25 protein-coding genes are annotated in these 26,615 nt (G+C 73.8%); 8 read left to right on the top strand and 17 right to left on the bottom strand.

Annotated features, from left to right (window positions below; all coding sequences use genetic code 11):
* Nucleotides 1–271 precede the first annotated feature (271 nt).
* The 4 genes from ACF0H8_RS17355 (at nucleotide 272) to ACF0H8_RS17370 (ending at nucleotide 5,353) form a co-directional block, all read left to right on the top strand.
* Nucleotides 272–2,110 (top strand): acetyl/propionyl/methylcrotonyl-CoA carboxylase subunit alpha, encoded by a 1,839-nt coding sequence (locus tag ACF0H8_RS17355; RefSeq protein ID WP_395290131.1) that lies wholly within the window; start codon nucleotides 272–274, stop codon nucleotides 2,108–2,110.
* Between the two features lie 266 nt (nucleotides 2,111–2,376).
* Nucleotides 2,377–3,273, top strand: a complete 897-nt coding sequence (locus tag ACF0H8_RS17360; RefSeq protein ID WP_395290132.1) for an NUDIX hydrolase — start codon at nucleotides 2,377–2,379, stop codon at nucleotides 3,271–3,273.
* 57 nt (nucleotides 3,274–3,330) lie between these two features.
* Nucleotides 3,331–4,296 carry a 2,3,4,5-tetrahydropyridine-2,6-dicarboxylate N-succinyltransferase gene (dapD, locus tag ACF0H8_RS17365; RefSeq protein WP_395290133.1) on the top strand — a complete coding sequence of 322 codons (966 nt, stop codon included), beginning with the start codon at nucleotides 3,331–3,333 and terminating at the stop codon, nucleotides 4,294–4,296.
* Nucleotides 4,289–5,353, top strand: a complete 1,065-nt coding sequence (locus tag ACF0H8_RS17370; RefSeq protein WP_395290134.1) for a hypothetical protein — start codon at nucleotides 4,289–4,291, stop codon at nucleotides 5,351–5,353. The genes dapD and ACF0H8_RS17370 overlap by 8 nt, the downstream gene beginning before the upstream one ends.
* A gap of 86 nt (nucleotides 5,354–5,439) precedes the next feature.
* Here ACF0H8_RS17370 and ACF0H8_RS17375 read toward each other — a convergent pair whose 3' ends face one another.
* Complete coding sequence (locus ACF0H8_RS17375; protein ID WP_395290135.1) at nucleotides 5,440–6,225, bottom strand: sulfite exporter TauE/SafE family protein; 786 nt, start codon at nucleotides 6,223–6,225, stop codon at nucleotides 5,440–5,442.
* 97 nt (nucleotides 6,226–6,322) lie between these two features.
* Here ACF0H8_RS17375 and ACF0H8_RS17380 point away from each other — a divergent pair, with 97 nt between their 5' ends.
* Nucleotides 6,323–6,832, top strand: a complete 510-nt coding sequence (locus ACF0H8_RS17380; RefSeq protein ID WP_395290136.1) for a MarR family winged helix-turn-helix transcriptional regulator — start codon at nucleotides 6,323–6,325, stop codon at nucleotides 6,830–6,832.
* A 7-nt stretch (nucleotides 6,833–6,839) separates the two neighbouring features.
* Here the strand turns inward: ACF0H8_RS17380 and ACF0H8_RS17385 are convergent, their stop codons facing one another.
* The 8 genes from ACF0H8_RS17385 to ACF0H8_RS17420 all read right to left on the bottom strand — a co-directional run bounded on the left by ACF0H8_RS17385 (nucleotide 6,840) and on the right by ACF0H8_RS17420 (nucleotide 16,003).
* Nucleotides 6,840–7,919: an MBL fold metallo-hydrolase gene (locus ACF0H8_RS17385; protein WP_395290137.1), complete on the bottom strand. Its 1,080-nt coding sequence runs from the start codon at nucleotides 7,917–7,919 to the stop codon at nucleotides 6,840–6,842.
* A gap of 84 nt (nucleotides 7,920–8,003) precedes the next feature.
* Nucleotides 8,004–9,404: an MFS transporter gene (locus tag ACF0H8_RS17390; RefSeq protein ID WP_395290138.1), complete on the bottom strand. Its 1,401-nt coding sequence runs from the start codon at nucleotides 9,402–9,404 to the stop codon at nucleotides 8,004–8,006.
* 279 nt (nucleotides 9,405–9,683) lie between these two features.
* Nucleotides 9,684–10,901 (bottom strand): acetyl-CoA C-acetyltransferase, encoded by a 1,218-nt coding sequence (locus ACF0H8_RS17395; RefSeq protein WP_395290139.1) that lies wholly within the window; start codon nucleotides 10,899–10,901, stop codon nucleotides 9,684–9,686.
* Nucleotides 10,902–10,927: 26 nt separating this feature from the next.
* Complete coding sequence (locus tag ACF0H8_RS17400) at nucleotides 10,928–12,118, bottom strand: acyl-CoA dehydrogenase family protein (protein WP_395290140.1); 1,191 nt, start codon at nucleotides 12,116–12,118, stop codon at nucleotides 10,928–10,930.
* Between the two features lie 10 nt (nucleotides 12,119–12,128).
* The gene (locus ACF0H8_RS17405) at nucleotides 12,129–12,581 is read right to left on the bottom strand and encodes a MaoC family dehydratase (RefSeq protein WP_395290141.1); all 453 of its coding nucleotides are present in this window, start codon (nucleotides 12,579–12,581) and stop codon (nucleotides 12,129–12,131) included.
* On the bottom strand, nucleotides 12,578–14,113 hold the full coding sequence (locus ACF0H8_RS17410; protein ID WP_395290142.1) for a long-chain fatty acid--CoA ligase: 1,536 nt from the start codon (nucleotides 14,111–14,113) through the stop codon (nucleotides 12,578–12,580). The genes ACF0H8_RS17405 and ACF0H8_RS17410 overlap by 4 nt, the downstream gene beginning before the upstream one ends.
* Nucleotides 14,106–15,035 (bottom strand): amidohydrolase family protein, encoded by a 930-nt coding sequence (locus tag ACF0H8_RS17415; protein ID WP_395290143.1) that lies wholly within the window; start codon nucleotides 15,033–15,035, stop codon nucleotides 14,106–14,108. The genes ACF0H8_RS17410 and ACF0H8_RS17415 overlap by 8 nt, the downstream gene beginning before the upstream one ends.
* The gene (locus tag ACF0H8_RS17420) at nucleotides 15,032–16,003 is read right to left on the bottom strand and encodes an SDR family oxidoreductase (protein ID WP_395290144.1); all 972 of its coding nucleotides are present in this window, start codon (nucleotides 16,001–16,003) and stop codon (nucleotides 15,032–15,034) included. Before ACF0H8_RS17420 ends, ACF0H8_RS17415 begins: the two co-directional genes overlap by 4 nt.
* A 138-nt stretch (nucleotides 16,004–16,141) precedes the next feature.
* Between ACF0H8_RS17420 and ACF0H8_RS17425 the strand changes: the two genes are divergently transcribed.
* Together ACF0H8_RS17425 and ACF0H8_RS17430 are read left to right on the top strand one after the other, a co-directional pair.
* A complete protein-coding gene (locus tag ACF0H8_RS17425) occupies nucleotides 16,142–16,612 on the top strand; it encodes a MarR family winged helix-turn-helix transcriptional regulator (RefSeq protein ID WP_395290145.1) in 471 nt (156 codons plus the stop codon).
* A 35-nt stretch (nucleotides 16,613–16,647) separates the two neighbouring features.
* On the top strand, nucleotides 16,648–17,643 hold the full coding sequence (locus ACF0H8_RS17430) for an ABC transporter substrate-binding protein (protein WP_395290146.1): 996 nt from the start codon (nucleotides 16,648–16,650) through the stop codon (nucleotides 17,641–17,643).
* A 287-nt stretch (nucleotides 17,644–17,930) separates the two neighbouring features.
* Here ACF0H8_RS17430 and ACF0H8_RS17435 read toward each other — a convergent pair whose 3' ends face one another.
* The 3 genes from ACF0H8_RS17435 to fdxA form a co-directional block, all read right to left on the bottom strand.
* Nucleotides 17,931–19,232, bottom strand: a complete 1,302-nt coding sequence (locus ACF0H8_RS17435) for a citrate synthase (protein WP_395290147.1) — start codon at nucleotides 19,230–19,232, stop codon at nucleotides 17,931–17,933.
* Nucleotides 19,233–19,434: 202 nt separating this feature from the next.
* The gene (gene dapC, locus ACF0H8_RS17440; protein ID WP_395290148.1) at nucleotides 19,435–20,646 is read right to left on the bottom strand and encodes a succinyldiaminopimelate transaminase; all 1,212 of its coding nucleotides are present in this window, start codon (nucleotides 20,644–20,646) and stop codon (nucleotides 19,435–19,437) included.
* Nucleotides 20,647–20,650: 4 nt separating this feature from the next.
* The gene (gene fdxA / locus ACF0H8_RS17445) at nucleotides 20,651–20,968 is read right to left on the bottom strand and encodes a ferredoxin (RefSeq protein WP_395290149.1); all 318 of its coding nucleotides are present in this window, start codon (nucleotides 20,966–20,968) and stop codon (nucleotides 20,651–20,653) included.
* A gap of 193 nt (nucleotides 20,969–21,161) precedes the next feature.
* On the opposite strand from fdxA, the gene ACF0H8_RS17450 reads away from it, so the two are divergent.
* Nucleotides 21,162–21,395: a hypothetical protein gene (locus ACF0H8_RS17450; protein WP_395290150.1), complete on the top strand. Its 234-nt coding sequence runs from the start codon at nucleotides 21,162–21,164 to the stop codon at nucleotides 21,393–21,395.
* Nucleotides 21,396–21,398: 3 nt separating this feature from the next.
* Here ACF0H8_RS17450 and ACF0H8_RS17455 read toward each other — a convergent pair whose 3' ends face one another.
* The 5 genes from ACF0H8_RS17455 to ACF0H8_RS17475 form a co-directional block, all read right to left on the bottom strand.
* Entirely contained in the window at nucleotides 21,399–21,887 is a 489-nt protein-coding gene (locus tag ACF0H8_RS17455; protein WP_395290151.1) for a GNAT family N-acetyltransferase, read from the bottom strand.
* A 67-nt stretch (nucleotides 21,888–21,954) separates the two neighbouring features.
* The gene (locus ACF0H8_RS17460) at nucleotides 21,955–24,381 is read right to left on the bottom strand and encodes a VanW family protein (protein ID WP_395290152.1); all 2,427 of its coding nucleotides are present in this window, start codon (nucleotides 24,379–24,381) and stop codon (nucleotides 21,955–21,957) included.
* 141 nt (nucleotides 24,382–24,522) lie between these two features.
* Nucleotides 24,523–25,041, bottom strand: a complete 519-nt coding sequence (locus ACF0H8_RS17465) for a flavin reductase family protein (RefSeq protein WP_395290153.1) — start codon at nucleotides 25,039–25,041, stop codon at nucleotides 24,523–24,525.
* Nucleotides 25,034–25,450: a hypothetical protein gene (locus tag ACF0H8_RS17470; protein WP_395290154.1), complete on the bottom strand. Its 417-nt coding sequence runs from the start codon at nucleotides 25,448–25,450 to the stop codon at nucleotides 25,034–25,036. The genes ACF0H8_RS17465 and ACF0H8_RS17470 overlap by 8 nt, the downstream gene beginning before the upstream one ends.
* The gene (locus ACF0H8_RS17475; protein ID WP_395290155.1) at nucleotides 25,447–26,613 is read right to left on the bottom strand and encodes a PIG-L family deacetylase; all 1,167 of its coding nucleotides are present in this window, start codon (nucleotides 26,611–26,613) and stop codon (nucleotides 25,447–25,449) included. The genes ACF0H8_RS17470 and ACF0H8_RS17475 overlap by 4 nt, the downstream gene beginning before the upstream one ends.
* Nucleotides 26,614–26,615: the final 2 nt, after the last annotated feature.

A 26,615-nucleotide genomic window follows, 5' to 3' on the forward strand; every position in this document is an offset into this window, starting at 1 on the left:
CGTTTGTACCGGTGCTACAACGACACCGGCGATGTGACGCGTCGCACGCCCGAGAGTTGTCGGGACCCCACAACCGCCGCCGAGGCCCGTTGGCAGGATGATCAGACTTGAGCGGCGCGGGCAGGTCGGAGTGGGACCAGCCGGGCACACCCCGCTAACGTGGCCCGGTCGGGCCGCGCGATCGCGCGTACCCGACGCCTGCCGCGCGGCCCCCCGGCCGCCCAGGCACCGAAGAGCCCGCACCGGCGGGCCCGAGAACCAGGAGCGTGGAATGACGGGCACCTCGAGGCAGCCGGGCAGCACGCGGCGGCTGACCAAGGTGCTCATCGCCAACCGCGGGGAGATCGCCGTCCGGGTGGCCCGCGCGTGCGCCGACGCGGGCCTGGCCACGGTCGGGGTCTACGCCGACTCCGACCGCGACGCCCTGCACGTCAAGCTCTGCGACGAGGCCTACGGCCTGCAGGGCCAGCGCGCCGCCGAGACCTATCTCGACGCCGGCAAGCTGCTCGACGTCGCACGCCGCAGCGGCGCCGACGCCGTGCACCCCGGCTACGGCTTTCTCTCCGAGAACGCCACGTTCGCCCAGGCCGTGCTGGACGCCGGCCTGGTGTGGATCGGTCCCCCGCCGGCCGCCATCGACGCCCTCGGCGACAAGGTCACCGCCCGGCACATCGCCCAGAAGGTGGGGGCGCCGCTGGTGCCCGGCACCCCCGACCCGGTCGCCGACGCCGACGAGGTGCTCGCCTTCGCCGACGCGCACGGGCTGCCCGTGGCCATCAAGGCCGCGTTCGGCGGCGGCGGCCGCGGCCTGAAGGTGGCGCGCACCCGCGAGGAGATCCCCGAGCTGTTCGACTCCGCCGTCCGCGAGGCCACGGCCGCCTTCGGGCGCGGTGAGTGCTTCGTCGAGCGCTTCCTCGACCGGCCCCGGCACGTGGAGACCCAGTGCCTGGCCGACGAGGCCGGCAACGTCGTCGTCGTCTCCACCCGCGACTGCTCCCTGCAGCGCCGCCACCAGAAGCTCGTCGAGGAGGCCCCCGCGCCGTTCCTCACCCCCGAGCAGGAGGACCGGCTGGTGCGCGCCTCGCAGGCGATCCTGCGCGAGGCGGGCTACGTCGGCGCCGGCACCTGTGAGTTCCTCGTCGGCCAGGACGGCACCATCTCCTTCCTCGAGGTCAACACCCGGCTGCAGGTCGAGCACCCGGTCAGCGAGGAGGTCACCGGCATCGACCTGGTGCGCGAGCAGCTGCGCCTGGCGGCCGGCGAGGAGCTCGGCTACACCCAGGTCGCCACGCGCGGGCACTCCATCGAGCTGCGCATCAACGGCGAGGACCCCGCTGCCGGCTTCATGCCCGCCCCCGGCACCATCGCTTCGCTCACCTGGCCGTCCGGGCCGGGCGTGCGCGTGGACAGCGGCGTCGTCGCCGGGGACTCCATCTCCGGCGCCTTCGACTCCATGCTCGCCAAGATCATCGTCACCGGCGCCACCCGCACCCAGGCCCTCGAGCGCGCCCGCCGGGTGCTGCGCGAGACGGAGATCGTCGGCCTGCCCACGGTGCTGCCCTTCCACCGCTCGGTGCTCGGCGAGCCCGACTTCGTCGCCGCCGACGGCCCCGAGAGCTTCCGGGTGCACACCACCTGGATCGAGACCGACTACGCCGAGAAGCTGCGCCAGCTGCCCAAGGCCGCCCCGGTGGCCCCGGCGCCGGCGCCCGCCGAGGAGGCCGGCGAGGCCACCGAGCGGGTCGTCGTCGAGGTGGCCGGCAAGCGCCTCGAGGTGGTCATCCCCGCCGGCCTGGGCATCTCCACCGGGCCGCGCGGCGCCGCCCGCCGGCCCGGTCGCCGGGCCGCCGCCCGCTCCGCCGGCTCGGCCGGGACCAATGGCGCGGCGCTGTGCTCCCCCATGCAGGGCACGATCGTCAAGGTCGCCGTGGCCGACGGCGAGCTGGTCGCCGAGGGGGACCTGGTCGTGGTGCTCGAGGCCATGAAGATGGAGCAGCCGCTGGTCGCCCACCGTGCGGGCCGGGTGCACGGCATGGCCGCCGCCGTGGGGCAGAACGTCGCCACCGGCGCGGTCATCTGCCAGATCGACCCGCTCGACGACGAGGCCTGACGGGCAACATCCGCCGCGGCAACGTCTGAGGGCCTCCAGCGCCGCGACCCCCCGAAGCCCTCCGACCCGACGCTCCTCCACGCGAGCGAGGCCAGGGACCTGGCGAGCCGATGCCCAGCACCACCCGCGTCCGCGCGGATCGCGCCACAAGCGGGGCCCATGGGACGTGGCGGCGGACGGCGACCTGCGCGGACGCCCCGGCACACAGTCACACCAGCACCACTTGCGGCGCGATCCGCGCGGCCCGGGTGTGCGAGGCTGGGCCGGTGACCCTGCACCGCCCACCCGACGCCCGGGTGCACCGCCAGCCCGGTGACGGCTGGGTGGAGTGCGCCTGCGGCAACCAGCACTGGGGGCTCAACGGCGCCGCCGGCCTGCTGCTGTGGCGGAGGGGCGCGGCCGGCACCGAGCTGGTCCTCCAGCACCGCGCGCTGTGGTCCCACCACGGCGGCACCTGGGGCCTGCCGGGCGGGGCGCTGGGCGACGGGGAGTCGCCGGTGCGCGGCGCCGTGCGCGAGGCGGCCGAGGAGGCCGGCGTGGTGCCCGCGTCGCTGCGGGTGCGGGCCTCGCGGGCGCTCGCGCATCCAGACTGGGCGTACACCACCGTCCTGGCCGAGGCCACGGCCCCGTTCACGCCCCATGTGGCCGACCCGGAGAGCCTGGAGGTGCGCTGGGTCCCCCTGGCCGACCTCGAGAGCTACGAGCTGCTGCCGGCCTTCGCCGCCGCCCTGCCCGAGCTGCGCACCATGCTGCGGCGCCTGGTGCTCGTGGTCGACGCCGCGAACGTGGTCGGCTCCCGCCCCGACCGGTGGTGGGCCGACCGGCTGGGCGCGACCACGCGGCTGCGCGACCACCTCGCCGCCCTCGCCGGCGCGGGGCTCCCGGCCGGCGACCTCAACCTGCCCGGGCAGCGCTGGTACCCGGAGATCGTGCTCGTGACCGAGGGCCAGGCGCGGGGCGTCGAGACCGCCGACGGCGTGCGGGTCGTCGCGGCCCAGGGCAGCGGCGACGACGCCGTCGTCGCGACCGTGGCCGAGGCGCTCGACGGCGGGGACGGCGCGGCGCACCTGCACGTCGCGGTCGCCACCGCCGACCGTGAGCTGTCCCGGCGGGTCACGGCGCTCGGCGCGCGCACCGTCGGCCCGCGCCTGGTGCGCAACTGATCACACACGCCGGGCGCTCCCCGCTGGGTCCCGCGCCCGCCCCTTAGGCTGTCGGCCATGACCGAGCGCACTGCCTGGGCCTTCGGGCTGGCCACCATCACCGACTCCGGCGACACCCTCGACGTCTGGTACCCCGCCCCCGCCCTGGGCGCCGCCCCGGACGGCGCCGAGCCGCCCGCCGGGCTGGCCGGCGCCGAACGCGCCGACGCCGTCCGCCAGGTCCGAATCGCGGTCGTGCGCACCGAGATCGACCTCGACGCCGCGCCCGCCTCGACCGCCGACGCCTACCTGCGCCTGCACCTGCTCTCGCACACGCTCGTCGCGCCGAACAGCATCAACCTCGACGGCGTCTTCGGCGTGCTCCCCAACGTCGTGTGGACCTCCGCCGGGCCGTGCGCGGTCGAGGGCTTCGAGGCGACCCGGGTGCGCCTGCGCGCCGAGCTCGGCCACGTGACGGTGCACGGGGTGGACAAGTTCCCCCGCATGGTCGACTACGTCGTCCCGGCCGGCGTGCGCATCGCCGACGCCGACCGCGTGCGCCTCGGCGCCCACCTGGCCCCGGGCACCACGGTCATGCACGAGGGCTTCGTGAACTTCAACGCCGGCACGCTGGGCCGCTCCATGGTCGAGGGCCGCGTCTCCCAGGGCGTCGTGGTCCACGACGGCGCCGACATCGGCGGCGGCGCGTCGATCATGGGCACCCTCTCGGGCGGCGGCAGGCAGGTGATCTCCGTCGGGCCGCGCTCGCTGCTCGGCGCCAACGCCGGCCTGGGGATCTCCCTCGGCGCGGACTGCGTCGTCGAGGCGGGCCTGTACCTCACGGCCGGCACCAAGGTGGCGGTGCTGAGCGGCGGCGGCACGCGCCCGGAGCGGGGGCAGATCGACGAGCCGCCGGTCGTCTCCGCCCGCGAGCTGTCCGGCCAGGACAACCTGCTCTACCGCCGCAACTCCCTCTCCGGCGCCGTCGAGGCGATCCCGCGCAAGGGCACCGGGGTGGAGCTCAACGCCGCCCTGCATGCCTAGACACCCCCCGCGAGCGTCCCGGCCCGGCCGAGCCCGGCGCACCCGCACCGGCCGGCGCGCCGGGGCCGTCCCGCGCACGTCCGCCCGCGCGCACGGCTGCGCCGGCACCGCCGTCGCCGTCCTCGTCGGGCTCGGGCTCGCGATCACCGCGGTGGTCCTGGCCCTCAACGCGCTCGTGACCTCCCCGGCGTCGGGCGACTGCGTCGTGACGCTTCAGGACGGCTCCCAGCAGACCCTGGAGGCGGACCAGGCCGACAACGCCGCCCTGTTCGCGGCCGTGGCCGCGCACCGCGACCTGCCCGCGCGGGCGGTGACGATCGCGATCGCGACCGCGCTGCAGGAGTCGAAGATGCGCAACATCGACTACGGCGACCGCGACTCCGTCGGGCTCTTCCAGCAGCGCCCCTCCCAGGGCTGGGGCACCGTGGAGGAGATCATGGACCCGGTCTACTCCACCAACGCCTTCTACGACGTGCTGGTCACGGTCGAGGGCTGGGAGGACCAGGAGATCACCGACGCCGCCCAGGACGTCCAGCGCTCGGGCTTCCCGGACGCCTACGCCCAGCACGAGACCCGCGGCCGGGCGTTCGCCACGGCCCTGACGGGCTACTCCCCCGCGACCCTGACCTGCCATCTGGCCCCCGTCGAGGAGGCCACCGCTGACGGCGCAGCGGCGGCCGGCGGGGACGGCGCGGCCGTCGCCCCGGTCGCCGGGGCCACGCCACCCGCCCGCCTGGCCACCATCCAGGCGCGGCTGCAGCGCGACTTCGTCGAGATCTCCTCCCAGGTGCTGCCCGCCGGCGTGCTGCAGGTGGACGCCACCTCCCTGCCGCCGGGCCGGGACGCCGCGCCCGAGCGGCGCGCCTGGGCGGTGGGCCACTGGGCGGTGGCGACGGCGAGCGCCACGGGCGCCCGGGTCGTCGCCGTGGACGGGCGGGTCTGGTTGCGCGACGCCGGCGACGACGCCACCTGGCTGCCGGTGGCCGACGCCGGCCTGCCGGCGGGGCTGCGGACCGCCGTCGACGCCGCCGGACCCGGTGCCGTGCTCATCGGCTGAGCCGCCGTCGCCGGACGACGACCCTCCGGCGACCGCGAGGTGCCGCGCGCCGGCGGCCTCCCAGGTGGCCACGTCGCACGACGGAGTCACCCCACCAGCTCCGCGGCCACCTGGACCGCCGTCAGCAGCCCCACGGCCGCGAGCAGCACAGCGAACGCGGCCGTGAGGACCTGGGGCCGGGCCCGTGCGGAGACGCGCGCGCCGAGCTGTCCGGCCAGCACGGACGCGGCCGCGAAGGCGGCGACCAGCGCCCAGTCCACGTCCGCACCGGCGCCGAGGCGGGCCCCCAGGCCGACCGCCGAGCTGACCGCGATGACGAGGAGCGAGGTGCCCACCGCCTCGCGCGTGCGGAACCCCAGCGCCAGCGTCAGCGCGGGCACCACCGCGAACCCCCCGCCCACGCCGAAGAACCCGGTGAGCAGCCCCACGACCGCCGCCCAGAGCACCACACGCAGCGCACGCCGCCACGCCGGACGCCGGAAGAGCCGGGCGTCGGGCGCTGGGTTCCCGCCCCGCGCCCGGCGCAGCATCAGGATCGCGACCACCATGAGCAGAGCCGCGAACCCGGCCATGAGCACGATGCCGTCGAGCAGCAGGGACAGCATGGTGCCGCCGACGGTGGCGGCGACCGCCAGGACGGCGAAGACCGCGCCCTCCCGCCATCGGACGTGTCCGGCGCGCACGTGCGGCAGGAGCGAGGTGGCGGACGTGGCGCCGACGATCACCAGCGAGCTCGCCGCCGCCACGTGGGGGTCCTGGTCGAGGAGGTAGACGAGGGCCGGCACGGTGAGGACCCCGCCGCCGCCGCCGAGGGTGCCGACGACGAGCCCGACGACGACGCCCACGATGACCGGCAGCGCGAGGGTCTCCAACTTCGGGCCCTTTCTTTGGGGGAGGGGCGCCCGGCCGGCGGGTGGCGGCGGGGACGGCACCCCGGGCGTGGCTATCCTGCCGAGGAGGAGGTGGCCCGTGGACGCATCGCCCACGACCGGAGCAGGCGCGATTCGGGTGCCGAGCACGGCGTACCTGATCAAGTCGGCCGAGGCGGTGAACCGGCAGCACATCGACCGCATCCTGCGCTCCAGCCCCCTGACGGTGACGCAGTGGGTGGCGCTCGGGGTGCTCGAGCACCGGCCGCTCTCCTCCGCGCAGCTCGCGCGCCGCTCGTTCGTCACGCCCCAGAGCGTGCAGGACGTCGTGAAGGCCCTGGAGACGAAGGGCTTCGTCGAGCGGCGCCGCAGCGACGTCAGCCGCCGTGAGCGGCTGATCTCCATCACCGAGAGCGGCGTCGCCGCCCTGCGCGCCGTGGAGCCCGACATGGCGACCCTGGACGCGGCCATCACCGCCGACTTCTCCGACGCCGAGGTGGAGATGTTCCGGGCCCTGCTGGTCCGCGCCCGCGCGTCGGCGTCCACCTTCGCCCCGGGGCGGCGGAGCGAGGTCCCGATCGGCGCGGACGGCGTCGGCGAGCCCGCCTGAGGCCACGTCAGCGAGCCGGGACGGGCCCGCCGGCGTCGGCGTGGCGGAGCGCGCGGACGGCCTCGGACCCCGCCCGAAAGGGGATGACGTCGAGGTCCGCCGGCACCAGGTAGTGGCCCCCGAACTCCGCCCGCCCGGCCTCCCACACCGATCGGGGACTGTTGCCGGGCACGAGGTGGTGCAGGGCGAGGGCGCGCGCCCCGGCCCGGGTGGCGACACGGACGCAGTCCTGCACGCTGGTGTGGGAACCGAGATGGTGGTCGACGGCGGCCCGCACGGCTTCCTCGGGCACGCCGGGCCGGTCCCGGTGCACCCAGGCGGTGTCGATCGCCTCGTGCAGCAGCAGGTCCGTGCCGCGGGCCAGCCGCACGAGGTTCTCGCACGGCGCCGTGTCCCCCGAGATGGTGACCGAGCCCTCCGCGGTGTCGAACCGGAACGCGAACGCCGGCGCGATGGGGGCGTGCCGGACCAGGGTCGCGCGAACCGTGACCAGCTCGTCGGCGTACACGACGAACGGTTCCATGTCCGGCGTCGGGGCGTCGTTCGGGTGGAACCCCGAGCCCGCCGGGATCTGGATGTCCCCGGGGTCGAAGTACTCGTAGGGCGACGGGCACAGGGTGTCGAAGATGCGGTCGTTGAGGTCCGTCGCGAAGGCCTGCATCAGGGCGGCGAACGTGGCCGCCGTCCCCGGCGTCGGCGCCTCGGGGCACAGGGGCCGGGGCGCCCGGCCGGCTCGGGGGGACACCGGTGGCAGCGCCCCACGGTCGCCCGGACCGAGGATCTTGATCCGCTGCCCGGCCCGGAGCTCGTACAGCCCGAAGACCGCGAGGGAGCCGAGATCGACGACGTGGTCGGAGTGCAGGTGGGTGAGGAACACCGCCCGCACCGACGCCAGCGGCACCTCGGCGCGCATCAGCTGCTCCCACGCCCCACGACCCAGGTCCACCAGGTAGGCGGCGTCGCCGACCAGCACGGCGGTGGCGATGCCCGCGCGCGGGGCTGGACCGCGCCACCACATCGGCCCGCCCGCCGTCCCCAGGGTGACGACGCGGGGGTTCAGCCCCGAAGTCGTGCCGTTCTGTGCCATGTCGTGCTCCTCCTGCTCCTCGTGAACCTCCGCGGCCGGGACGACGCGGCGGCGGTTCCGCCCGGACCGCCGACGTGTCGTCGCTCAGGCCCGCGCGGCGGTCGGCTCGGCGTTCGGCCCGGCCGTCGGCGCGACGCCGGGTGCCGGCTCGTGCAGCGTCGCGCGATAGGACTCCCGCGCGCGGTAGAGGCAGAAGCCGCTGACGATGCAGACGGCGATCATCATCGCCGCGATGTAGGACGGGTCGCTCCCGCCGCCGAGCGCGAGCAGGCTCGCCGCGCTCAGCGGGGCCAGTCCGGCGCCGAGCGTCGAACCCAGCTGGTAGCCCAGCGAGGCACCGGTGTACCGGGCGCCGGTCCCGAACGCCTCCCCCATGAACGCGGCCATGGGGCCGTACATCGAGGCCTGGATGATCGGGTTGCCGATGATGAAGGCCAGGAGGATCAGCACCGCGCTGCCAGAGGCCAGCATCTGGAGCATCGGGTAGGCGAACAGCGCTCCGGCCACCGCACCCGAGATCATCACCGGTCGCCGGCCGACCTTGTCCGAGAGGGCGGCGAACGTCGGGATGGTGAAGATGTGCAGGAGCGTGCCCACGGCGTGGAACAGCAGCACGGTGGTGCGGTCGGCGCCACCGACCGTGACCGCGAGGGTCACCGCGAAGGTCGCCAGCAGGCTCTGGAAGAGGAACGCCGCCGAGCTGCCCAGGGCCAGGAGGGCCACGCTGCCCCGGTGGTGACGCAGCACCGTGAGGATGGGAACCTCTCGCTTGCCCGCTGCCTGCGCCTTCTCCTGCTGGGCCTTCTCCTGAGCGAAGACGGGGCTCTCGGACACGCTCATGCGGACGAACAGCCCCACGACGAGGAGGACCGCGCTGAGGAGGAACGGCACGCGCCACCCCCAGCCGAAGAACTGGTCCTGCGGCAGCGTGGAGAAGCCCGTCATCACCAGGGTGGCGAGCAACGCGCCGGAGGGTCCGCCCATGTGCGTGACGCTCGCGGCGAACCCGCGGCGCCCGGACTCGGAGTGCTCGAGGGTCATCAGGGCCGCGCCGCCCCACTCCCCGCCCACGGCGACGCCCTGGAGCAGGCGGAGGAAGATGAGCAGCAGCGGCGCCCAGTTGCCGATCTGGTCGTAGGTGGGGAGCAGGCCGATGAGTGTGCTGGCCACGCCCATCAGGGTCATCGTGATGACGAGCATGGACTTACGGCCCACACGATCGCCGAAGTGGCCGAAGATGACGCCGCCGAGCGGGCGGGAGACGTAGCCGATCGCGAGGGTCCCGAAGGACGCGATGGTGGCCACGGCGGGGTCCATGTTGGCGAAGAACAGGGGCCCGAACACGAGGCTGGCCGCCAGTCCATATAGCAGGAAGTCGTAGTATTCGACGACGCTGCCGAGGTAGCTGGAGAACAGGACCCGCCGGCGGTGCGCCCTGATCTCGGCCTCCGTCGTCGGGATGGTGGTGGAGGGAGAAGTCCTCATCGAGACGTTTCCTATCCTCGGGTCGGGCGAATGCGCAGATGGTTGACGGAACTGCCTGCTGGAGCCGGTACCGCGCAACGCCGCGCCCGTCGTACCGGGGTGGTCGGGGAGGTCCTGACCGGCTCTGGCCTCGGACATCCACCGTTCTCAAGAGTGAGGCACGCCACTGCCGGCAGTCAAGAGAATCGATCAGGTTTCCTTATTACGGCTGGGCGGTCGTTCGTGCGTGCGTGGTCCCTCGCGAGCGCGGGCCGGCGCCGCCGGTCCGGGGTCGTCAGGTCACGACAGCCGCTCGAGCACCATGGCCATCCCCTGGCCGCCGCCGACGCACATGGTCTCCAGGCCGATCGCCCCGTCACGCAGCTGCAGGGAGTTGAGCAGGGTGGCGGTGATCCGCGCGCCCGTCATCCCGAACGGGTGCCCCAGCGCGATGGCACCCCCGTGGACGTTCAGCCGGCCCTCGTCCACGCCGAGCTCGCGGGCCGAGGCGATGACCTGGGCGGCGAAGGCCTCGTTGATCTCGACGAGGTCCACGTCGGCCAGGCTCATCCCGGCGCGGGACAGCGCCTGCCGGGTGGCCTCCACCGGTCCGAGGCCCATGACCTCCGGGGACAGGGCGCTCACCCCGGTCGAGACGATCCGGGCGAGCGGCGTCAGCCCCAGGTCGGCCGCCCGCGTGTCGCTCATGACGACGAGGGCGGCGGCGCCGTCGTTGAGCGGGCACGCGTTCGCGGCGGTCACGGTGCCGTCCGGCCGGAAGGCCGGCTCGAGCCGGGACACCGCCGCGAGGGTGGTGCCCGGCCGCGGGCTGTCGTCCGCGGCGACGACGGAGCCGTCGGGCAGGGACACGGGCGTGATCTCGCGCGCCCACACCCCGTCGGCGGCGGCCTGCTCGGCGCGGTTCTGGCTGCGCACGGCGTAGGCGTCCTGCTCCGCGCGGGAGACGCCGGCCACCTGGGCCACGTTCTCCGCGGTGAGCCCCATGGAGATGTAGACGTCCGGCAGCTCACCGCGCTCGCGCGGGTCCTGCCACCGCGCCCCGTCGGCGGCGGCGGCCGCGGTCCGCGCCTCCGCGGCGGCGAACACCGGGTTCTTGGTGCCGGGCAGCCAGTCGGCGGTGCCCTTGCCGAACCGGCTCACCGTCTCGACGCCTGCGGAGACGAACACGTCCCCCTCCCCCGCCCTGATCGCGTGGAGCGCCATCCGGGTCGTCTGCAGGCTTGAGGCGCAGTACCGGTTGACCGTGGCACCCGGGACGGTGTCCAACCCGGCCAGCACGGCGACGACCCTGGCCATGTTGTAGCCCTGCTCCCCGCCGGGCAGCCCGCAGCCGAGCACGAGGTCGTCGATCTCGGCCGGGTCCAGGGCCGGGACCTGGTCCAGCGCCGCCCGGACGACCTGGGCGGCCAGGTCGTCCGGGCGCACGTCCCGGAGCGATCCCTTGTTGGCCCGCCCGATCGGGGACCTGGCGCCGGCGACGATGACGGCCTCCGGCATGGGTGCTCTCTCTCCGCTGTGACGGGTCAGCCGACGAAGGCGCTGATGCCGGTGATGGCGCGCCCGACGACGAGCTGGTTGATCTCGTTGGTGCCCTCGAACGTGTAGATGGCCTCGGCGTCGGCGAAGAACCGGGCGACGTCGGTGTCCAGGGTGATGCCGTTCCCGCCGGCGAGCTCCCGTGCCAGGGCCACCGTCTCGCGGGTGTGGCGGGCGATCCAGCCCTTCGCCAGGGCGGCGTCGGCGTCCCGGTAGCCGCCGGCGTCCTGCAGCTGGCTCAGGCGCACGGCCATGCCCAGGGAGGCGGTCAGGTTGCCCAGCATGGTGGCGAGCTTGTCCTGGACCAGCTGGTACCCGGCGATGGGCCTGCCGAACTGGCGCCGGGCGGCCGTGTAGCGCACCGCCGCCTCGTAGGCGCCGGCCTGCGCACCGGTGGCCAGCCAGGACACGTCCGCGCGCATCGAGCGGAGCATGCGGTTGACGTCCTTGAAGGAGCCGACGTTCTGCAGCCGCCGGCTCTCGGGCACCCGGACGCCGTCGAGCGTGATGTGCCCGTTGTTGACGATCCTCAGGGCCATCTTGCGCTGGATCTTCTCCACGGTGACCCCGTCGGCGTGCCGGTCCACCAGGAAGGCCTTGACCTGCCCGTCCGCCTCGTCACGGGCCACGACGGTGATGAGGTCGGCGTACTCCGCGCCGCCGATCCACCGCTTCGCGCCGCTGATCACCCAGCCGTCGCCGTCGCGGCGGGCCGTGGTCTCCAGCCCTCGCGCGACGTCGCTGCCGTGGTCGGGCTCGGTGAGCGCAAAGACGCCCTTCGTCGCCCAGCTCCGGACGCCGGCGTCGAGCTCCTCGACCTGCTCGGGGCTGCCGCCGAGCAGGATGCTGTTGCGGAACAGGGTCGCCTGCGCGCCGTAGAAGACGCCCACGGAGACGTCGGTCCGGGCCAGCTCCAGCATGCGGAAGCCCTTGTACAGGGCGCTCGGCTCACCGGCCAGCTCCGGCGGCGCCATGAGCTCCAGCGCCTCCAGGGGCTGGCGGATCTCGTCCGGGAACTCCGCCCGGTCCCAGTAGTCGTTCACCAGAGGCTTCACGTCGCGCTCGAGCACGGCGTGCAGCCGGGCCAGCACCGTGCGCTCGGCGTCGCTGAGGAGGGCCTCGTAGTTGTAGGGGTCGATCCCGGCGTACAGCCGGGTCTCGTGGGCCGTCGCTGTCATCACTCCCGCCTCACTCGTAGAACCGGAACAGGGTCGTGGCCGCGACGGCCGGCTTGCCGCCGCCCTCGACCTCGACGACGTTGTCCAGGGTGATCTGGAAGCCGCCGGGGACCTCGGCGACGTCCCTGACGGTCGAGCCCATGCGCACCCGGGAGCCGACCCTGACCGGGGACGGGAACCGGACCTTGTCGAGGCCGTAGTTGACCTTGGTCCGCACCCCGTCCACCTGGAGCAGCTCCTCCGACATGGGGATCATCAGCGACAGGCTGAGGTACCCGTGGGCGATGGGCGCCCCGAAGGGACCGTCCTTGGCACGCTCGGGGTCGGTGTGGATCCACTGGTGGTCGTCGGTGGCGTCGGCGAAGAGGTTGACCTGGTCCTGGGTGATCTCGCGGTAGGCGGAGAAGCCGAGGTCGGTCCCGGCCAGGCCGGGCAGGTCCTTCAGGCTCACGGTGGTGGTCATGCGGTCTCCTCGAGGGTAGTGCGGATCAGGTGCTTCTGGAGCTTGCCGGTCGCGGTGCGCGGGAGCTGGTCGACGAACACGACATCCTTGGGGATCTTGTAGCGGGCCAGGCGACCCTCGAGGGCGGCGACGACGTCCTCGGGCGTGAGCCGCGCCCCCTCCGCGAGGACGACGTAGGCGTGCCCCACCTCGCCCCACCTGGGGTGGGCGACCCCGATGACGGCGGCCTCGGCCACGCCCGGGACGTCCAGGAGGGCGTTCTCCACCTCGGCCGGGTACACGTTCTCCCCGCCGGAGATGAACATGTCCTTCAGGCGGTCCTTGATGTAGACGTAGCCGTCATCGTCCACGGTTGCCAGGTCGCCGGTGTGGTACCAGCCGTCGACGATCGCCTCCGCCGTCGCGTCCGGGCGGTTCCAGTACCCGCGCATGACGTTGGGCCCCTGGGCGATGACCTCCCCGATCTCGCCCGGTGCGACGTCCGTGCCGTCGGGGCGCACCACGCGTCCCTCGACCCAGAAGTGCGGCCGGCCGGCGGAGCCCGACTTACGGAAGGCGTCCTCCGCCAGCAGCAGGAAGATGCCGGGCGCCGTCTCGGTCATGCCGAAGCCCTGCTGGACCGCCACGCCCCGCTCCGCCCACGTGCGGAGCATCCGGTCCGGCAGTGGCGACCCGCCGACGAGGACGTTGCGCAGGCTGGTGAGGTCCGTGCCCGCGAAGTCCGGGTGCAGCGCGAGGGCGTCCATCATGGCCGGCACGGCGAACATCGAGGTCACGCGCTCCGCCTGGATGGTCCGGAGCACGGCCTCCGGCTTGAACGCGTGCTGGATGATGACCTTCCCGCCCTTGAGGAACGTCGGCATCGTCATGGTGTTCAGGCCCGCGACGTGGAACAGCGGCGCGACGGCGAGCATCACCTCGTCGCGGGTGAAGTCCGTGTCGACGAGCGCCTGGAAGTACTGGAACGTCAGCGACCCGTGGGTGTGGGTGGCCCCCTTGGGCCGGCCGGTGGTGCCGGAGGTGTACATGATCATCGCCGGGTCGTCCCACGTGGTCGGCTCGTCGATGACGTCGGTGCCGGCCGCGGCGATGACCTCCTCGAGGGCGAGGGCGCCCGGGGCGCCCGCCGCCTCGCCGTGCTCGACGGCAACCCACGTGTGCACCGCCTCCAGCCCCGCGAGCTGGGCCGCGTGCCCGGCGTGCTCCGGGCCGTAGACGACGACCGACGCGCCCGAGTCGGCCAGGATGAACTCGACCTCCCGGACGGCGAGCCGGGCGTTGACGATCACCCAGACGGCACCGAGCTGGCCACAGGCGAAGAAGGTCTCCAGCAGGGAGGGGTGGTTGAACCCGACGTAGGCCACGCGGTCGCCCTTGTGCACGCCGGCCGCCCGCAGCGCGTTGGCCAGCTGCCGGGTGCGTCGTTCGACGTCGGCATAGGTGTCGACCCGGTCCCCGTAGACGAGGGCGGTCCGCCGGGCCCCGTTCTTGACCCGCCGGGCGGGCCAGGACCCGATGCCGAGATCACGCACGGCTCTCGACCTCCTCCGAGCTCCCGGCCGGCGGCGTGTCCGTGCCCAGCCCGAGCAGCCGCGCGGCGTTGTTCTTGAGGATCTTCGGCCGCACCTCGTCCTTGATCTCGAGCGCGTCGAAGTCCCGCATCCACCGCTCCGGCGTCAGGAGCGGGAAGTCCGAGGCGAAGAGCACCTTGTCCTGGAGCAGGGAGTTGGCCTGCTTGACCAGCGCGGGCGGGAAGTACTTTGGCGACCAGCCGGACAGGTCGATGTAGACGTTGCCCTTGTGGGTGGCCACCGCTATCGCCTCGTCCTGCCACGGCACGGAGGGGTGGGCCATGATCAGGTCCATCCGCGGGAAGGTGGCCGCGACGACGTCGAGCAGCATGGGGTTCGACAGCCCCAGCTTGATGCCGTACCCCCCGGGCATCCGGGCGCCGATGCCGGTCTGCCCGGTGTGGAAGATGGCCGGCAGGCCGTACTCCTCGATGACGGCGTAGATGGGGAAGTACCGCTCGTCGCCGGGGTCGAAGTCCTGGAGCGAGGGGTGGAACTTGAACCCGCGCACGCCCAGCTCCTCGACCTGCCTCCGGGCCTTGTCCGCCGCGCCGTCCGCCTTGGGGTCGACGGACCCGAAGGGGATGAGCACGTCGTTGTTGCGGGCGGCCCCGGCGGCGATCTCCTCGGTGCTGTTCGGCGCGTGCCCGAGCGCGGTCGTCGCGTCGACGGTGAAGACGACAGCGGCCATGGAACGTTCCCGGTAGTACTGCGCCGTCTCGTCGATGGTCATCCGCTCGGTCGGCGCCTTGAAGTACTTGGCCGCGGCGTCGAGGACCTCGCCCGGGAGCGAGAGGTGGCCGTGGTGGTCCTTCTCGACGTGCACGTGCGTGTCGATCGCGACGACCCGGGCGGCGTCGACGGCGCACTCGTAGCGGGTCATCGCTGCTCGGCCTTCTGCTCGCTCCGAGGCTGGGCCTGCTGGGCCGCCGCCGGGCCTGCCTTGTCCGACGGGGGCTGCGGCACGGGCTGGCCCACGGTCTGCAGCGCCTGGCCGAAGAGGGAGTCGAAGCCCTCGGTGAGGTCCTCGTAGGACCAGCCGCCGTCCTGGAAGGCGGTGACCACCTCCTGCGGGTGCGACCACAGCGCCAGCCGGTCCCCGCCCACCCCGACCGCCTGCCCGGTGATGCCGGCCGCGGCGTCGGAGGCGAGGAACGCGACCACGCCGGCGACGTCGTCGGGGGTGCCGAAGCCCAGCACGCGCCGGGCGAACGGCGGCATCTGCTCGCCGCGCGCGGCGGCGTCGACGAACTGCTTGAAGAACGGCACGGTCTCCGTCATCGCGGTGGCCGCCACGGGGATCACCGCGTTGGCGGTGATGTTCGCCTTCTTCAGCTCCAGCGCCCACGTGCGCACCATGCCGACGATGCCGGCCTTCGCGGCGGCGTAGTTCGTCTGCCCGAAGTTGCCACGCTGGCCCGTCGGCGACCCGATGCAGATGATGCGCCCGCCCTCGCCCTGCTCGCGCAGGTACGTCGCGACCTCGCGCACACAGGTGAAGGTGCCGCGCAGGTGGACGCCCACGACGGTGTCGAAGTCCTCGTCCGACATCTTCCACAGCACCGTGTCCCGCAGGACGCCGGCGTTGGACACGAGCACGTCCAGCCGCCCGAAGCTCTCCACGGCGGCGGCGACCAGGGCCTTGGCCGTCTCGGCCGGGCCGACTGGCGCCACCACGGCCGCGGCCTTGCCCCCGGCCTCGGTGATCGAGGCGACGGCAGCGTCGGCGGCGGCCTGGTCGACGTCGTTGACGACGACGCTCGCTCCTTGGCGAGCCAGCTCCTGCGCGTACGCCAGCCCCAGCCCACGACCGCTGCCGGTGACGATGGCGACCTTTCCGGTCAGGCTCATGTTCACTCTCCTCGTCCTCTTCGACGTCGCCCGCAGCGACCGCGGCGTCACCCTCGAGCGCCGGTGAGCCCATGTGACCACAGTTCATTGTGATCGTCAATCATTGATCTTCTCAACGGAGGGTGGCAGGATCTCACCATGCAGCCGTCAGAGGTCCTCGTCGCCGAGGAGACGCCGTTCGACAACATCGGCCTCCTCCTCTCCCTGGCGAGCGCCCAGGGCGTGGCCGCGGCGAACGCCGTGCTGCGCCCCCGGGAGCTGTCCTCCCGGTCGTACTCGCTGCTCGAGCTGCTGCACCACGCGGACGCCGTCAGCCAGCGCGGCCTGGCCGACGCGCTCCGGCTCGACCCCAGCCAGATCGTCTCGCTCGTGGACGGGCTCGAGCGGCGCGGGCTCGTCGAGCGCCGCCCGAACCCGGACGACCGCCGGCAGCGGTCCGTGGTCCTCACGGACGCGGGCCGGGACGTGTTCGGGGAGGCGCGCACGCTCGTCGCGGAGTCGCTCGACGAGGTGCTCTCCGGCCTGTCCCCCGAGGAGCGCGGTACGCTGCGCGCCCTCCTGCAACGCGTCGTGCGGCACGGTGCCGCACGCCCCGACAACGCCAGCTAGCGGCCACCCCGGTCGCTCGGAGAAAGGTTGACGCGATGCGCACGAAGACGTGTGTTCTCTCGGCCGGGCTGCTCCTCGCCGTGGCCGCGTGCTCCACCCCCGGCAACGGCGGCACGGCCGACGGCCAGGACGACGGCGGCGAGGCCCCCGGCGGTGGGGGCGGCGGGACGACGGAGATCACGGTCGGCGTCCTGCCCATCGTCCCGACGGCCGCGCTCCAGCTCGGCATCGAGCAGGGCTTCTTCGAGGAGCGCGGCCTGGACGTGACCCTCGAGACGGGGCAGGGCGGCGCGGCGCTGGTGCCGGCCGTCGTGGCCGGCGAGCTCCAGTTCGCCACGTCCAACCCGTTGTCGATCATGGTCGGGCAGTCCACGGGGCTGCCCGTCGAGGTGGTCTCCGGGTACGCGCACGCCAAGCCCGAGGGCGACGACATCACCGGCGTCTTCGCGATGCCCGACAGCGGGATCGCCTCGCCGGCGGACCTGGCGGGCAGGACCGTCGGCGTCAACACGCTCGGCGGCCAGGGCGACGTCACCATCCGCGAGGTGGTGCGCCAGGCCGGCGGGGACCCGGACAGCATCCAGTTCGTCGAGCTGCCGTTCCCCGACATGCCCGCGGCCCTCTCGGGCGGGCGGATCGACGCCGCCTGGGTGCCGGAGCCGTTCCAGACGGTCGTGCAGGACAACGGCGCCCAGCTCGTGACGTGGAACTACCAGGAGGCGGCGCCGGGGCTGCAGACCCTCGTGATGGTCACCAGCTCCCAGTACGCCCAGCAGGAGCCCGACGTGGTCGAGGACTTCGTGGCCGCCGTCGAGGAGTCGACGACCTACGCGCAGGAGAACCCCGACGAGGTGCGGGCGATCCTGCCGGAGTTCCTCGAGATGGACCCGGCGCTGGCCGAGCGGGTGCTCATCGAGGACTTCGACGCCCAGCTCGACCCCGAGCCGCTGCAGCGCCTCGCCGACCTCGCCGAGGAGGACGGCCTGCTGGAGCAGCCGGTGGACCTGGAGGAGTTCCTGCCCCAGCAGTAGGGCGGAGGCTGCGCGGCCTGGCGGACAGAGGATTCGGAGCTGCCCCGGACGTCTTGCGGAGGCCGCCGGCCGGGGGCCGCAAGGGCCGCAGGGACGCACCCCGGACGTCTGGCAGAGGCCGCAGGCCGAGGGGTCGCAGCCCGCAGGGACGCAGGCAGAAAGGAGACGGCGACCGCCGCGGGGCGGTCGCCGTCTCCGTTGTTGCTCGTGCCTAACCGGCGTTCGTGCCTACCGGCCGGTGTCCCGGTCGCGGCCCGGGCGCCGAGCCTCCGGGCCGCGGGCGGGCCTCAGCGCTCCCCGATCGGCACGTACGGCCGCTCGGGCTCGCCGGTGTAGACCTGGCGCGGACGGCCGATCTTCGTCGTCGGGTCGGCGATCATCTCGCGGTACTGGGCGATCCACCCGGGCAGGCGGCCCAGGGCGAACAGCGGGGTGAACATCTGCGTCGGGAAGCCCATGGCCTTGTAGATCAGGCCGGTGTAGAAGTCCACGTTCGGGTAGAGCTTGCGCTCGATGAAGTAGTCGTCGTGGAGGGCGATCTCCTCCAGGCCCATGGCGATCTCAAGGAGCTCGTCGTTCTTGCCCAGCCGCTCGAGGACGTCGTGGGCGGCCTCCTTCACGATCGCCGCCCGCGGGTCGTAGTTCTTGTAGACCCGGTGGCCGAAGCCCATGAGCCGGACGCCGTCCTCCTTGTTCTTGACCTTCGTCATGAACTGCTCGACGGTGTCCCCGCCGCTCTGGATGCGGCTGAGCATCTCGAGGACGGCCTCGTTCGCGCCGCCGTGCAGCGGGCCGGAGAGGGCGCCGACGCCGGCGGCGACGGAGGCGTAGATGTTGGCGTGCGAGGAGCCCACCATGCGCACCGTGGAGGTGGAGCAGTTCTGCTCGTGGTCCGCGTGGAGGATGAGCAGCATGTCGAGCGCCTTGACGATGGCGGGGTCGACGTCGTGGCGCTGGTAGGGCAGGCCGAAGGTCATGCGGATGAAGTCCTCGATGTAGGACTTCGACGCGTCGGGGTACAGCAGCGGCAGCCCGGTGGCGCGCTTCGCGATCGAGGCGATCATCGTGGGGACCTTCGCCATGAGGAGCACCGTGGAGAGCTCCATCTGGTACGGGTCCTTGGGGTCCAGCGTGTGCTGGTAGTAGGTCGCCAGCGCCGAGATGCCCGACTGCAGGATCGCCATCGGGTGGCCGTTGGCGGGGAAGGCGGTGAAGAACGCCTTGAAGTCCTCGTGCAGGATCGTGTGGCGCTTGATGCGCCGGGTGACGGCCTCGAGGGTCTCCGCGTCCGGCAGCTCGCCGTAGATCAGCAGGTAGGCGACCTCGAGGAAGGTGGAGCCCTTCGCCAGCTGGTCGATCGGGTACCCGCGGTAGCGCAGGATGCCCTTGTCGCCGTCGATGTAGGTGATCGCCGACGTCGTCGACGCGGTGTTCATGAAGCCCGGGTCGAGCGTGACCAGGCCGGTCTCCTTCAGCAGGGAGGAGATGTTGATCCCGTCGTTGCCCTCGACCGCCTTGACTCGGTCGAACCGGAGCGCCTTGCCGTCCACCTCGAATGTTGCTGCCGCGCTCTGCTCGGCGATCGACATATGTGTCCCCTCCTCGGGATGATGTTGGGCCCTCGGTCCGAGCGCCTCGTTGCGTCTCCCGGAGCGCCCGTGCGGCTCCGGGAGAGGGTGATCCGTCACACAAAGATAGGCCATGCGGGCGGCAGACCGAGACCCTTCCCAGCCAGCGGACCCGCATCGCGGCATGACGGCTTCCACAATATCGGGCAAAATACGTCGGTCGTCACACGGGTGGACGGCGGCGCAGCCCAAGCTCGGCGGGGCGCCTCCCCCCGGGCAGGGCGGCACGCCCTGAGGCCAGCGGGCCGCCGTCGCGCAGCCGGCGCACGGCGGTGGCGATGCGCTCGTCGGTGGCGGTCAGGGCGATGCGGACGTACCCCTCCCCCGCGCCGCCGTAGAACGTTCCCGGCGCGACGAGGAGCCCCCGGTGCGCGAGGGCGTCCACCAGGTCCCACGAGCCGACCTCCGGCCGCCCGGCGGCCCGCACCCACAGGTACAGGCCGGCCTCGCTGGCCGGGTCGAGCTCGAGCCCGGCGCCCCGGACGGCCGCCAGCAGCGCCTCGCGGCGAGCCCGGTAGCGCTCCCGCTGGGCGGCGACGTGCGCGTCGTCGGCCAGGACGGCCGCCATGGCGGCCTGCACGGGGGCGGGCATGATCATCCCGGAGTGCTTCCGCACCTCGGTGAGCGGCTTGACGATCGCCGGGTCCCCGGCGACGAACGCGGCCCGGTAGCCGGCGAGGTTCGACTGCTTGCTCAGCGAGTACAGCACCAGCAGGCCGCCGTGGTCCCCTCCGCTGACGCGCGGGTCGAGGAGCGACGGCACGCCGCCGGTCGCCCAGGGCTGGGCCCAGGGCAGCTCGGCGTAGCACTCGTCGGAGGCCACGACGGCGCCGCGCTCCCGAGCCCAGGCCACCACGGCGGCAAGCTGGTCGGCACTCAGCACGTGCCCGTCGGGATTGCCCGGGGAGTTCAGCCACACCAGCCGCGCGCGGTCCGGCCAGGTCGCCGGGTCGGCGTCGACGGCGACGGGCGTGGCTCCCGCCAGGCGCGCGCCGACGTCGTAGGTCGGGTACGCCGCGCGGGGATGCAGGACGACGTCGCCCTCCCCCAGGCCCAGGAAGGCCGGGAGCAGGGCCACCATCTCCTTGGAGCCGAGCGTCGGCAGCACGCCGTCGGTGCTGAGACCCGGCGCGCCGCGGCGGCGGGCGAACCAGGCCACGACGGCCTCGCGCAGCGCCAGGGTGCCGACCGTGAGCGGGTATCCGGGTGCGTCGGCGGCCGCACGGAGCGCGTCCTGCGCGACGGCGGGGGTGGGGTCGACCGGGGTGCCGACGGAGAGGTCGACGATGCCGCCGGGGTGCGCCGCGGCGCGCGTCTTGGCGGGCGCCAGGGAGTCCCAGGGGAAGTCCGGCAGCGCCCGGCCGTACAGCGGCACGCGCTCAGGCCTGCGGCGGCAGGGCGGCGATCATCGGATCGTCCTTGTCGATGACGCCCATCTTGGCGGCGCCACCCGGCGAGCCGAGGTCGTTGAAGAACTCGACGTTGGCGCGGTAGTAGTCCGACCACACCTGGGGCAGGTCGTCCTCGTAGAAGATGGCCTCGACCGGGCACACCGGCTCGCAGGCGCCGCAGTCCACGCACTCGTCGGGGTGGATGTAGAGCGAACGCTTCCCCTCGTAGATGCAGTCGACGGGACACTCGTCGACGCACGCCCTGTCCTTGACGTCCACACAGGGCTGGGCGATCACGTAGGTCACGGGAACATTCCTTCCTCTCACGGCGCGGCGGCGCCTATGGCGACGTCGGCCTTCAGTATCCCGCAGTCCTGCGGAGAGCACGAACCCGGCCGGGGGGCGGGACGCGGACGGCTGCGGAGCGCGGGTCCGGTCCGGCGCGCCGCCTGCCACCGCGGGTTGCGCCCGGCACGGGGTCCTGGGGCAGGCTCGGTCCGTGACGACGGAACATGGACCCGACCGGCCGCCCGCGCTGCCGTGGATGCGGTGGCGCGTGGGCGAGCGGGTGGTGGTGCGCTACCGGGTGGAGGGCGGCTTCTCCGACGCGCTGGGCGACCTGGTCGAGATCCGGCCGGACGGGGTGGTGGTGCGCACCCGCCGGGGCGACGTCGAGGTGCCGGCGGCCGTGATGGTCACCGGCAAGCGCGTGCCGCCACCGCCGTCGCTCTAGGGCTCAGGCCGGGACGTCCGCCGGCGTGCCGAGCGCGGCCAGCGCCTCGCCCGTCAGGCGGTAGGTCGACCACTCCTCCTGCGGCCGGGCGCCCAGCGACTCGTAGAAGGCGATGGACGGCGCGTTCCAGTTCAGCACGCTCCACTCCACCCGCGCGTAGCCGCGCTCCACGGCCAGCTCGGCCAGCGTGCGCAGCAGCGCCTTGCCGAGGCCCCGGCCGCGGGCCTCCGGCCGGAGGTACAGGTCCTCGAGGTAGATGCCGTGCACGCCCTCCCACGTGGAGTAGCTGAGAAACCACAGGGCGAAGCCCTGCACCTCTCCCCCGTCCTCGGCGACGTGCGCGAAGACGGCCGGCGCCTGCCCGAAGAGGGCGGCGTGCAGGCCCTCGGCGGTGAGCTTCACGGCGTCGGGCTCGCGCTCGTAGGTCGCGAGGTCCCTCACGAGCTGGACGATCGCCGGGACGTCCTCCGGCGTGGCGCGGCGAATGGTCATGGCCGCACCCTAGACGACGGCGCCGGACCGGTCCGGGTCGGCCCGCGGGCGCCGGCTCGGTCCGGGGTCACCCCGCAGGCGCCGGCTCGGTGCTGGGCGACGGGCTCGGCGCGGGCTCCGGGGTGGCCGACGGCTCCTCCCCGCAGACGACCTTGTGCCACGGCTGGTACGTCCAGGTCCACTTCTGCGTCTCCGGCGCCTGCCCGGCCCGCGAGCGCTCCCGGGTGACGGTCACGGTGAAGCCGGGCTTGCCGCCGGACTCGGCGACGCAGCCGTCGGCCGGGTTGTAGACGGTCGTGGGCTGGGTGATGTTGTAGTGGTCGGACGTGGTGATCTCGACGTCCCAGACCTTCGTGCTCCACAGGCGGGTGTGCACGCGGTCGGAGGTCACCCAGGCGTGGATGAGGATCCCGTAGTCGGTGTTGTTGCGCCAGACCATGTCCGTCTGGCCCTCCCACAGGGTCGCCTCGCGGCCGGCCGGGTAGCGGTCGAACCACCGCGAGTGCGGCTTGTGGGTGACGTCGTCCATGCCGGAGATGAGGCCGACGTTGAACAGGTTGGCGGACAGCTGGGACAGCCCGCCGCCGAGCGCCGTGGTGGAGAAGCCGTCCTCGACGACGCCGGAGGAGACGAAGCCGTTCGCCTCGGTGATCGGGCCGAGCGCCTCGAGGAGGGAGAACTCCTCGCCGGGCATGACGACGATGCCGGTGACCTTCTCTGCGCCGACCTGCAGGTTGCGGGTACGGACGGGGTCGTAGGGCATCGGGGTAGAGAAGTCGGCGATGATCTCCTTCACGCCCAGAGCCTCGGCCTCCTCGGTGGTGAAGTCGGGCTCGGCGTCCACCAGGGCCACCTCGGCCGTCCGGTTGCTCGAGGTGCCCGCCTCGGTGACCGCCGCGGCGAGCTGGTCCGGGTCCAGTCCCCTGCCGTAGGTGGCCGGCACGATCTCCGGCTCGGCATCGGCGTTCAGCACGATCTTCGCGTCCTCGCCGGCGACGCCGATCTCCGGGTTGGCCGCCCGGACGGCGTCGGACAGCACCTTGCCGTCCATCTGCAGCCGGAGGGTCTCGCCGTCCGGCACGAAGCTGGCGGCCGAGGCGAGCGCCTCCGGGGTGAGCTCGGCGAGGTTGCCCTCGACGCTGACGGCCACGGGGGCCGACACGAGAGGCTGCGCCAGGTTGGTCAGCGCCTCGTTCACGGCCTCGGAGCCGATGGTGGGGGCGACCTCCTCGGTGGGCAGCTGCAGGGGGCGCTCGGCGGAGAGCCACTCCTGGGTGACGAACGCCTGCGCCGCGTCGCGGTCCACGGCCTTGCCGGGGGCGGGCTCGGTGACCTCGGGCGTGGCCCCCTCGAAGGCGATCGCGCCCTGGACCGGTGCGACTTCCAGCTCGCTCGCCGCGCTCTCCAGCGCGCCGGCCAGGGCGGCCTCGTCCACCGTGGAGACGGCGGGCACCTCGCCCAGCCCGAACAGCCGGCCCCAGACGACGGTGGGGTCGAGGGTGAAGCCGGTGAGCCCGTCGAGAGTGGCGTCCACGTCGAGGGCCAGCCCCGTGGAGGCCGGGTCGATCGTCGAGATCGTCTCCCCGCCGATGGAGACCGGCACCGGCTCGGTCTGGAGGGACGCCAGCTCGGTGGTGAGCGTCTCGCGCGCCTGCGCCTCGGACTGCCCGCCGATCGGCACGCCGGCGACGACCGTGCCGCTGGGGACGCGGCCGCCGAGGAACCAGGCGGCGGCGACGTAGGCGACGGCGACGACGGCGACGACGGCCGCGGCGATGACGAGGCCGCGCTTGCTGCGCCTCGTGGGCTGCTCGGCGTCGAACTGGTCCAGCGGGGAGCCCAGGGCCATCGCTTCCTCCTGCTCCGGGCTCAGCCGTTCGGTCGGGTCGCCGGCGGCGGCGTGCTCGTCACCGGACCACCGGGCGGCTTCGGGCTCGGGGTGGGCCCAGGACCACGCCTGCGTCCCGGCGTCCGCCGGGTCCGCTGTGGCCGGGCCGGCAGCGGGCCCCGCGGCGCGGTCCGGCTCGGTCACGGGCTCATCCTCGGGGCGCAGCACGACGGTCTCGTCGGCGGCCGGGGATCCGGGCGCGGCGTCGTCCCCCCGGAGCGCGGCCTGCGAGACGGGCGTGGTCTTGTCGGCAGGCGTGGTCTCGTCGGCAGGCGTGGTCTCGTCGGCAGGCGTGGTCTCGTCGGCAGGCGTGGTCTCGTCGGCAGGCGTGGTCTCGTCGGCAGGCGTGGTCTCGTCGGCAGGTGTGGCGGCGGCGTCCGGTGTGGCGGGCGCGGCGACGTCGTCGGGCTCCTCGCCGGCACGCGGCCCGTCCTCGGGGCCGGTGCCGGGGTCGGGCACCGCGGCCGTCTCGTCACCGCGGCGCGCGGCGAGCACGGCTTCGAGGTCGGCCATGGCGCCGGACCGCTCGGCGCCGCCGTCGCCCTCCCGGGCGGACGGGCTGCCGTCCGGCTGCGACTCCCGGCCGGCCTTGAACTCCTGTGCCACTCGCTGCCCCTTCATCCCCCGCTACGTGCCCAGGCGCACGACCTCAGAATGGTAAGGCGATCCCGGCCCACGATCGGGTCGTACGCGGACCGAAACCGTTTTGTGACCGTGTTGCCGCGCACACGGCACCGGCGGGACGCCTCACTCCAGCGGTCTGATGCGGCCGAGGTGGTGCACCAGCGCCCCGGTGCCCGTGCGCCCGAGCGTGGCGGCGAGCACCTCGCCGACGACAACGTCGTGGTCCCCCGCGGTGCGGATCCAGGCCGTGCGGCACTCGACCCAGCCCTGGGCGGCGTCGATCAGCGCCGCCCCGGTGTGCGGGCCGCGGTGGTGCGGCACCCCGATGAGCTGGCCGAACGCTGGTCGCCCCGGCATCGCGAGCCGCTCGGCGGCGACGGCGGCGGAGGCGTCCACGATGCTGATCGCCCAGTGGTCCACCTCGTCCAGCGCCTCACGCAGGCGGGCGTCGGTGTAGACGCAGAACAGCACCATCGGCGGCCGCAGCGAGACCGACGCGACCGCCGTCGCGGTCATCGCGAGGTCGAGGCTGCCGCTACGCAGGGAGACCACCGTCACGCCGCCCGCCAGGCGGCCCATGGTCGCGCGATAGCGCTCGACCAGCTCCTCCTCGGGCGGGCCCGCCGCCACGGGATCATTCATCGCCGACGGCGCCCGCCCGGCCGTGACGGCGCGCGGCCCCGGCGGGCCGGTCGGCGTACCAGGACGGCGGCGTCAGCGCGACGAGCGCCGTGACCAGCGGCAGGCCGATCAGCCACCCGAAGCTGATGGGCTCGTCGGTGACGAGCACGTCCCCGCCCGGCCCCAGGTACGTCATCGCCTGGCTGGCCAGCAGCCCGGCGAGGCCGTAGGCGACGGCGCCAGGGGCGTCGCCCGTCGCGCGGGCCGCCACGGCGCCGACGGCGACCGCCACCAGGGCGAGCAGCAGCCCGGCGGGCAGGTCGTACCCCTCCCAGCGGTGCACCAGGGTGCCGCACACGGCGACCACCAGGCCGAGGAAGCCCGAGGCCAGCAGCAGTGGCGTCGAGCCGGGAGGTTGCGTCCTGCTCACCCAAGCATCGTGCCACCGAGGAAGGCCGCGAGGCGCGCGGCGCCGGCCCGCCCGGCGAGCCGGTCCTTGACGTCCAGGCCCGCGAGCCCGACGACGCCCAGCGGTCCGTACCGCTCGGACAGCGGGATCGGATCCGTCCAGGCGTGGTGCACGGGTTCCACCGTCAGCTCCTCGACGCGGTCGAAGCCCGGCGCCAGGTGCAGGCTCGCGGTCCCCGTCAGCGGCAGCAGCAGCCCGTTGGTGACGGCGTACCAGCCGTGCGCCGGCGCGTCGCGGTCGTGCTCGTCCCGCTCGACGAGGTGGACGTTCTGGACCTGCGTCCGGTGGGCCCGCAGCGCGGCCACGACGGCCGGCAGCACGGGCGTGGTGTCGATCGTCAGGTCCACCTTGGACGGCGGGTACACCAGGGACGGCATCTCGCCGTCGGCCGGGATGGTGGCGAGCGCGTCGCCGCGCACCCCGAACAGCGGCCTCCGGGCGAGCACCTGCTCGAGCCAGCGCAGCGCGGCGCGGAACCGGGGCTCGGACTCGACCACCCACACCACCACGGGCACCTGCCACGGCTCGGTGCCGACGAGGGGGTCGTCGGGCGCGTCGAACGGCGCGGCGTCCCCGGCCAGCTCGACGGCCCGCATGGTGACCTGGTGGGCGTGCACGTGGTCGGGGTGCCCGTAGCTGCCGTGCGGCTCCTCCGTGACGACCACCTGCGGGCGGGTCCGGCGCACGAGCGCGGCGAGGAGCCGGGCGGCCACCTCGACGGGGACGTTGCTCAGCGCGTCCGGCCCGGCGTCCGGGAGCGGCCCCGCGACGCCGGTGCGCAGCCACACCATGCCGGAGTCGGTGAACCGGGCGGGGCGCTGGCCGGCCAGGCCGGGGAGCCGGTCGAGGAAGACGGGCGCGCGGGCGCCGAGCCGGGCGCACGCGCGCGCGAGCTCACGCTCGCGCTCGTGGGCCAGTGCGACGTGGTCACCCTTAAGGTGCATCAGCTCGCGCGGGATGACGTCGCCGAGCTCGCCGCGCGTGGCCGTCACCACGGTGACCGGCACCCGGGCGCGGGCGGCGGAGGCGAGGAGCCCGCCGGCGCCGAGGGTCTCGTCGTTCGGGTGCGCGAACACCCCAAGCAGTCCGCCTGTCGCGACCCCATCATCACGTGTCGACGTCATGC

The sequence above is a fragment of the Georgenia sp. AZ-5 genome (assembly GCF_043952095.1).
Lineage (GTDB): Bacteria > Actinomycetota > Actinomycetes > Actinomycetales > Actinomycetaceae > Georgenia.

Excerpts from the sequence above, each read along its gene's own strand:
- ACF0H8_RS17390 (WP_395290138.1), bottom strand. The coding sequence starts at position 9,404 with ATGAGGACTTCTCCCTCCACCACCATCCCGACGACGGAGGCCGAGATC.
- ACF0H8_RS17435 (WP_395290147.1), bottom strand. The coding sequence starts at position 19,232 with ATGTCGATCGCCGAGCAGAGCGCGGCAGCAACATTCGAGGTGGACGGC.
- ACF0H8_RS17405 (WP_395290141.1), bottom strand. The coding sequence starts at position 12,581 with ATGACCACCACCGTGAGCCTGAAGGACCTGCCCGGCCTGGCCGGGACC.
- ACF0H8_RS17475 (WP_395290155.1), bottom strand. The coding sequence starts at position 26,613 with ATGACGTCGACACGTGATGATGGGGTCGCGACAGGCGGACTGCTTGGG.
- ACF0H8_RS17465 (WP_395290153.1), bottom strand. The coding sequence starts at position 25,041 with ATGAATGATCCCGTGGCGGCGGGCCCGCCCGAGGAGGAGCTGGTCGAG.
- dapD (WP_395290133.1), top strand. The coding sequence starts at position 3,331 with ATGACCGAGCGCACTGCCTGGGCCTTCGGGCTGGCCACCATCACCGAC.
- ACF0H8_RS17395 (WP_395290139.1), bottom strand. The coding sequence starts at position 10,901 with ATGCCGGAGGCCGTCATCGTCGCCGGCGCCAGGTCCCCGATCGGGCGG.
- ACF0H8_RS17355 (WP_395290131.1), top strand. The coding sequence starts at position 272 with ATGACGGGCACCTCGAGGCAGCCGGGCAGCACGCGGCGGCTGACCAAG.
- ACF0H8_RS17400 (WP_395290140.1), bottom strand. The coding sequence starts at position 12,118 with ATGACAGCGACGGCCCACGAGACCCGGCTGTACGCCGGGATCGACCCC.
- ACF0H8_RS17455 (WP_395290151.1), bottom strand. The coding sequence starts at position 21,887 with ATGACCATTCGCCGCGCCACGCCGGAGGACGTCCCGGCGATCGTCCAG.
- ACF0H8_RS17385 (WP_395290137.1), bottom strand. The coding sequence starts at position 7,919 with ATGGCACAGAACGGCACGACTTCGGGGCTGAACCCCCGCGTCGTCACC.
- ACF0H8_RS17430 (WP_395290146.1), top strand. The coding sequence starts at position 16,648 with ATGCGCACGAAGACGTGTGTTCTCTCGGCCGGGCTGCTCCTCGCCGTG.
- ACF0H8_RS17425 (WP_395290145.1), top strand. The coding sequence starts at position 16,142 with ATGCAGCCGTCAGAGGTCCTCGTCGCCGAGGAGACGCCGTTCGACAAC.
- ACF0H8_RS17415 (WP_395290143.1), bottom strand. The coding sequence starts at position 15,035 with ATGACCCGCTACGAGTGCGCCGTCGACGCCGCCCGGGTCGTCGCGATC.
- ACF0H8_RS17420 (WP_395290144.1), bottom strand. The coding sequence starts at position 16,003 with ATGAGCCTGACCGGAAAGGTCGCCATCGTCACCGGCAGCGGTCGTGGG.
- ACF0H8_RS17370 (WP_395290134.1), top strand. The coding sequence starts at position 4,289 with ATGCCTAGACACCCCCCGCGAGCGTCCCGGCCCGGCCGAGCCCGGCGC.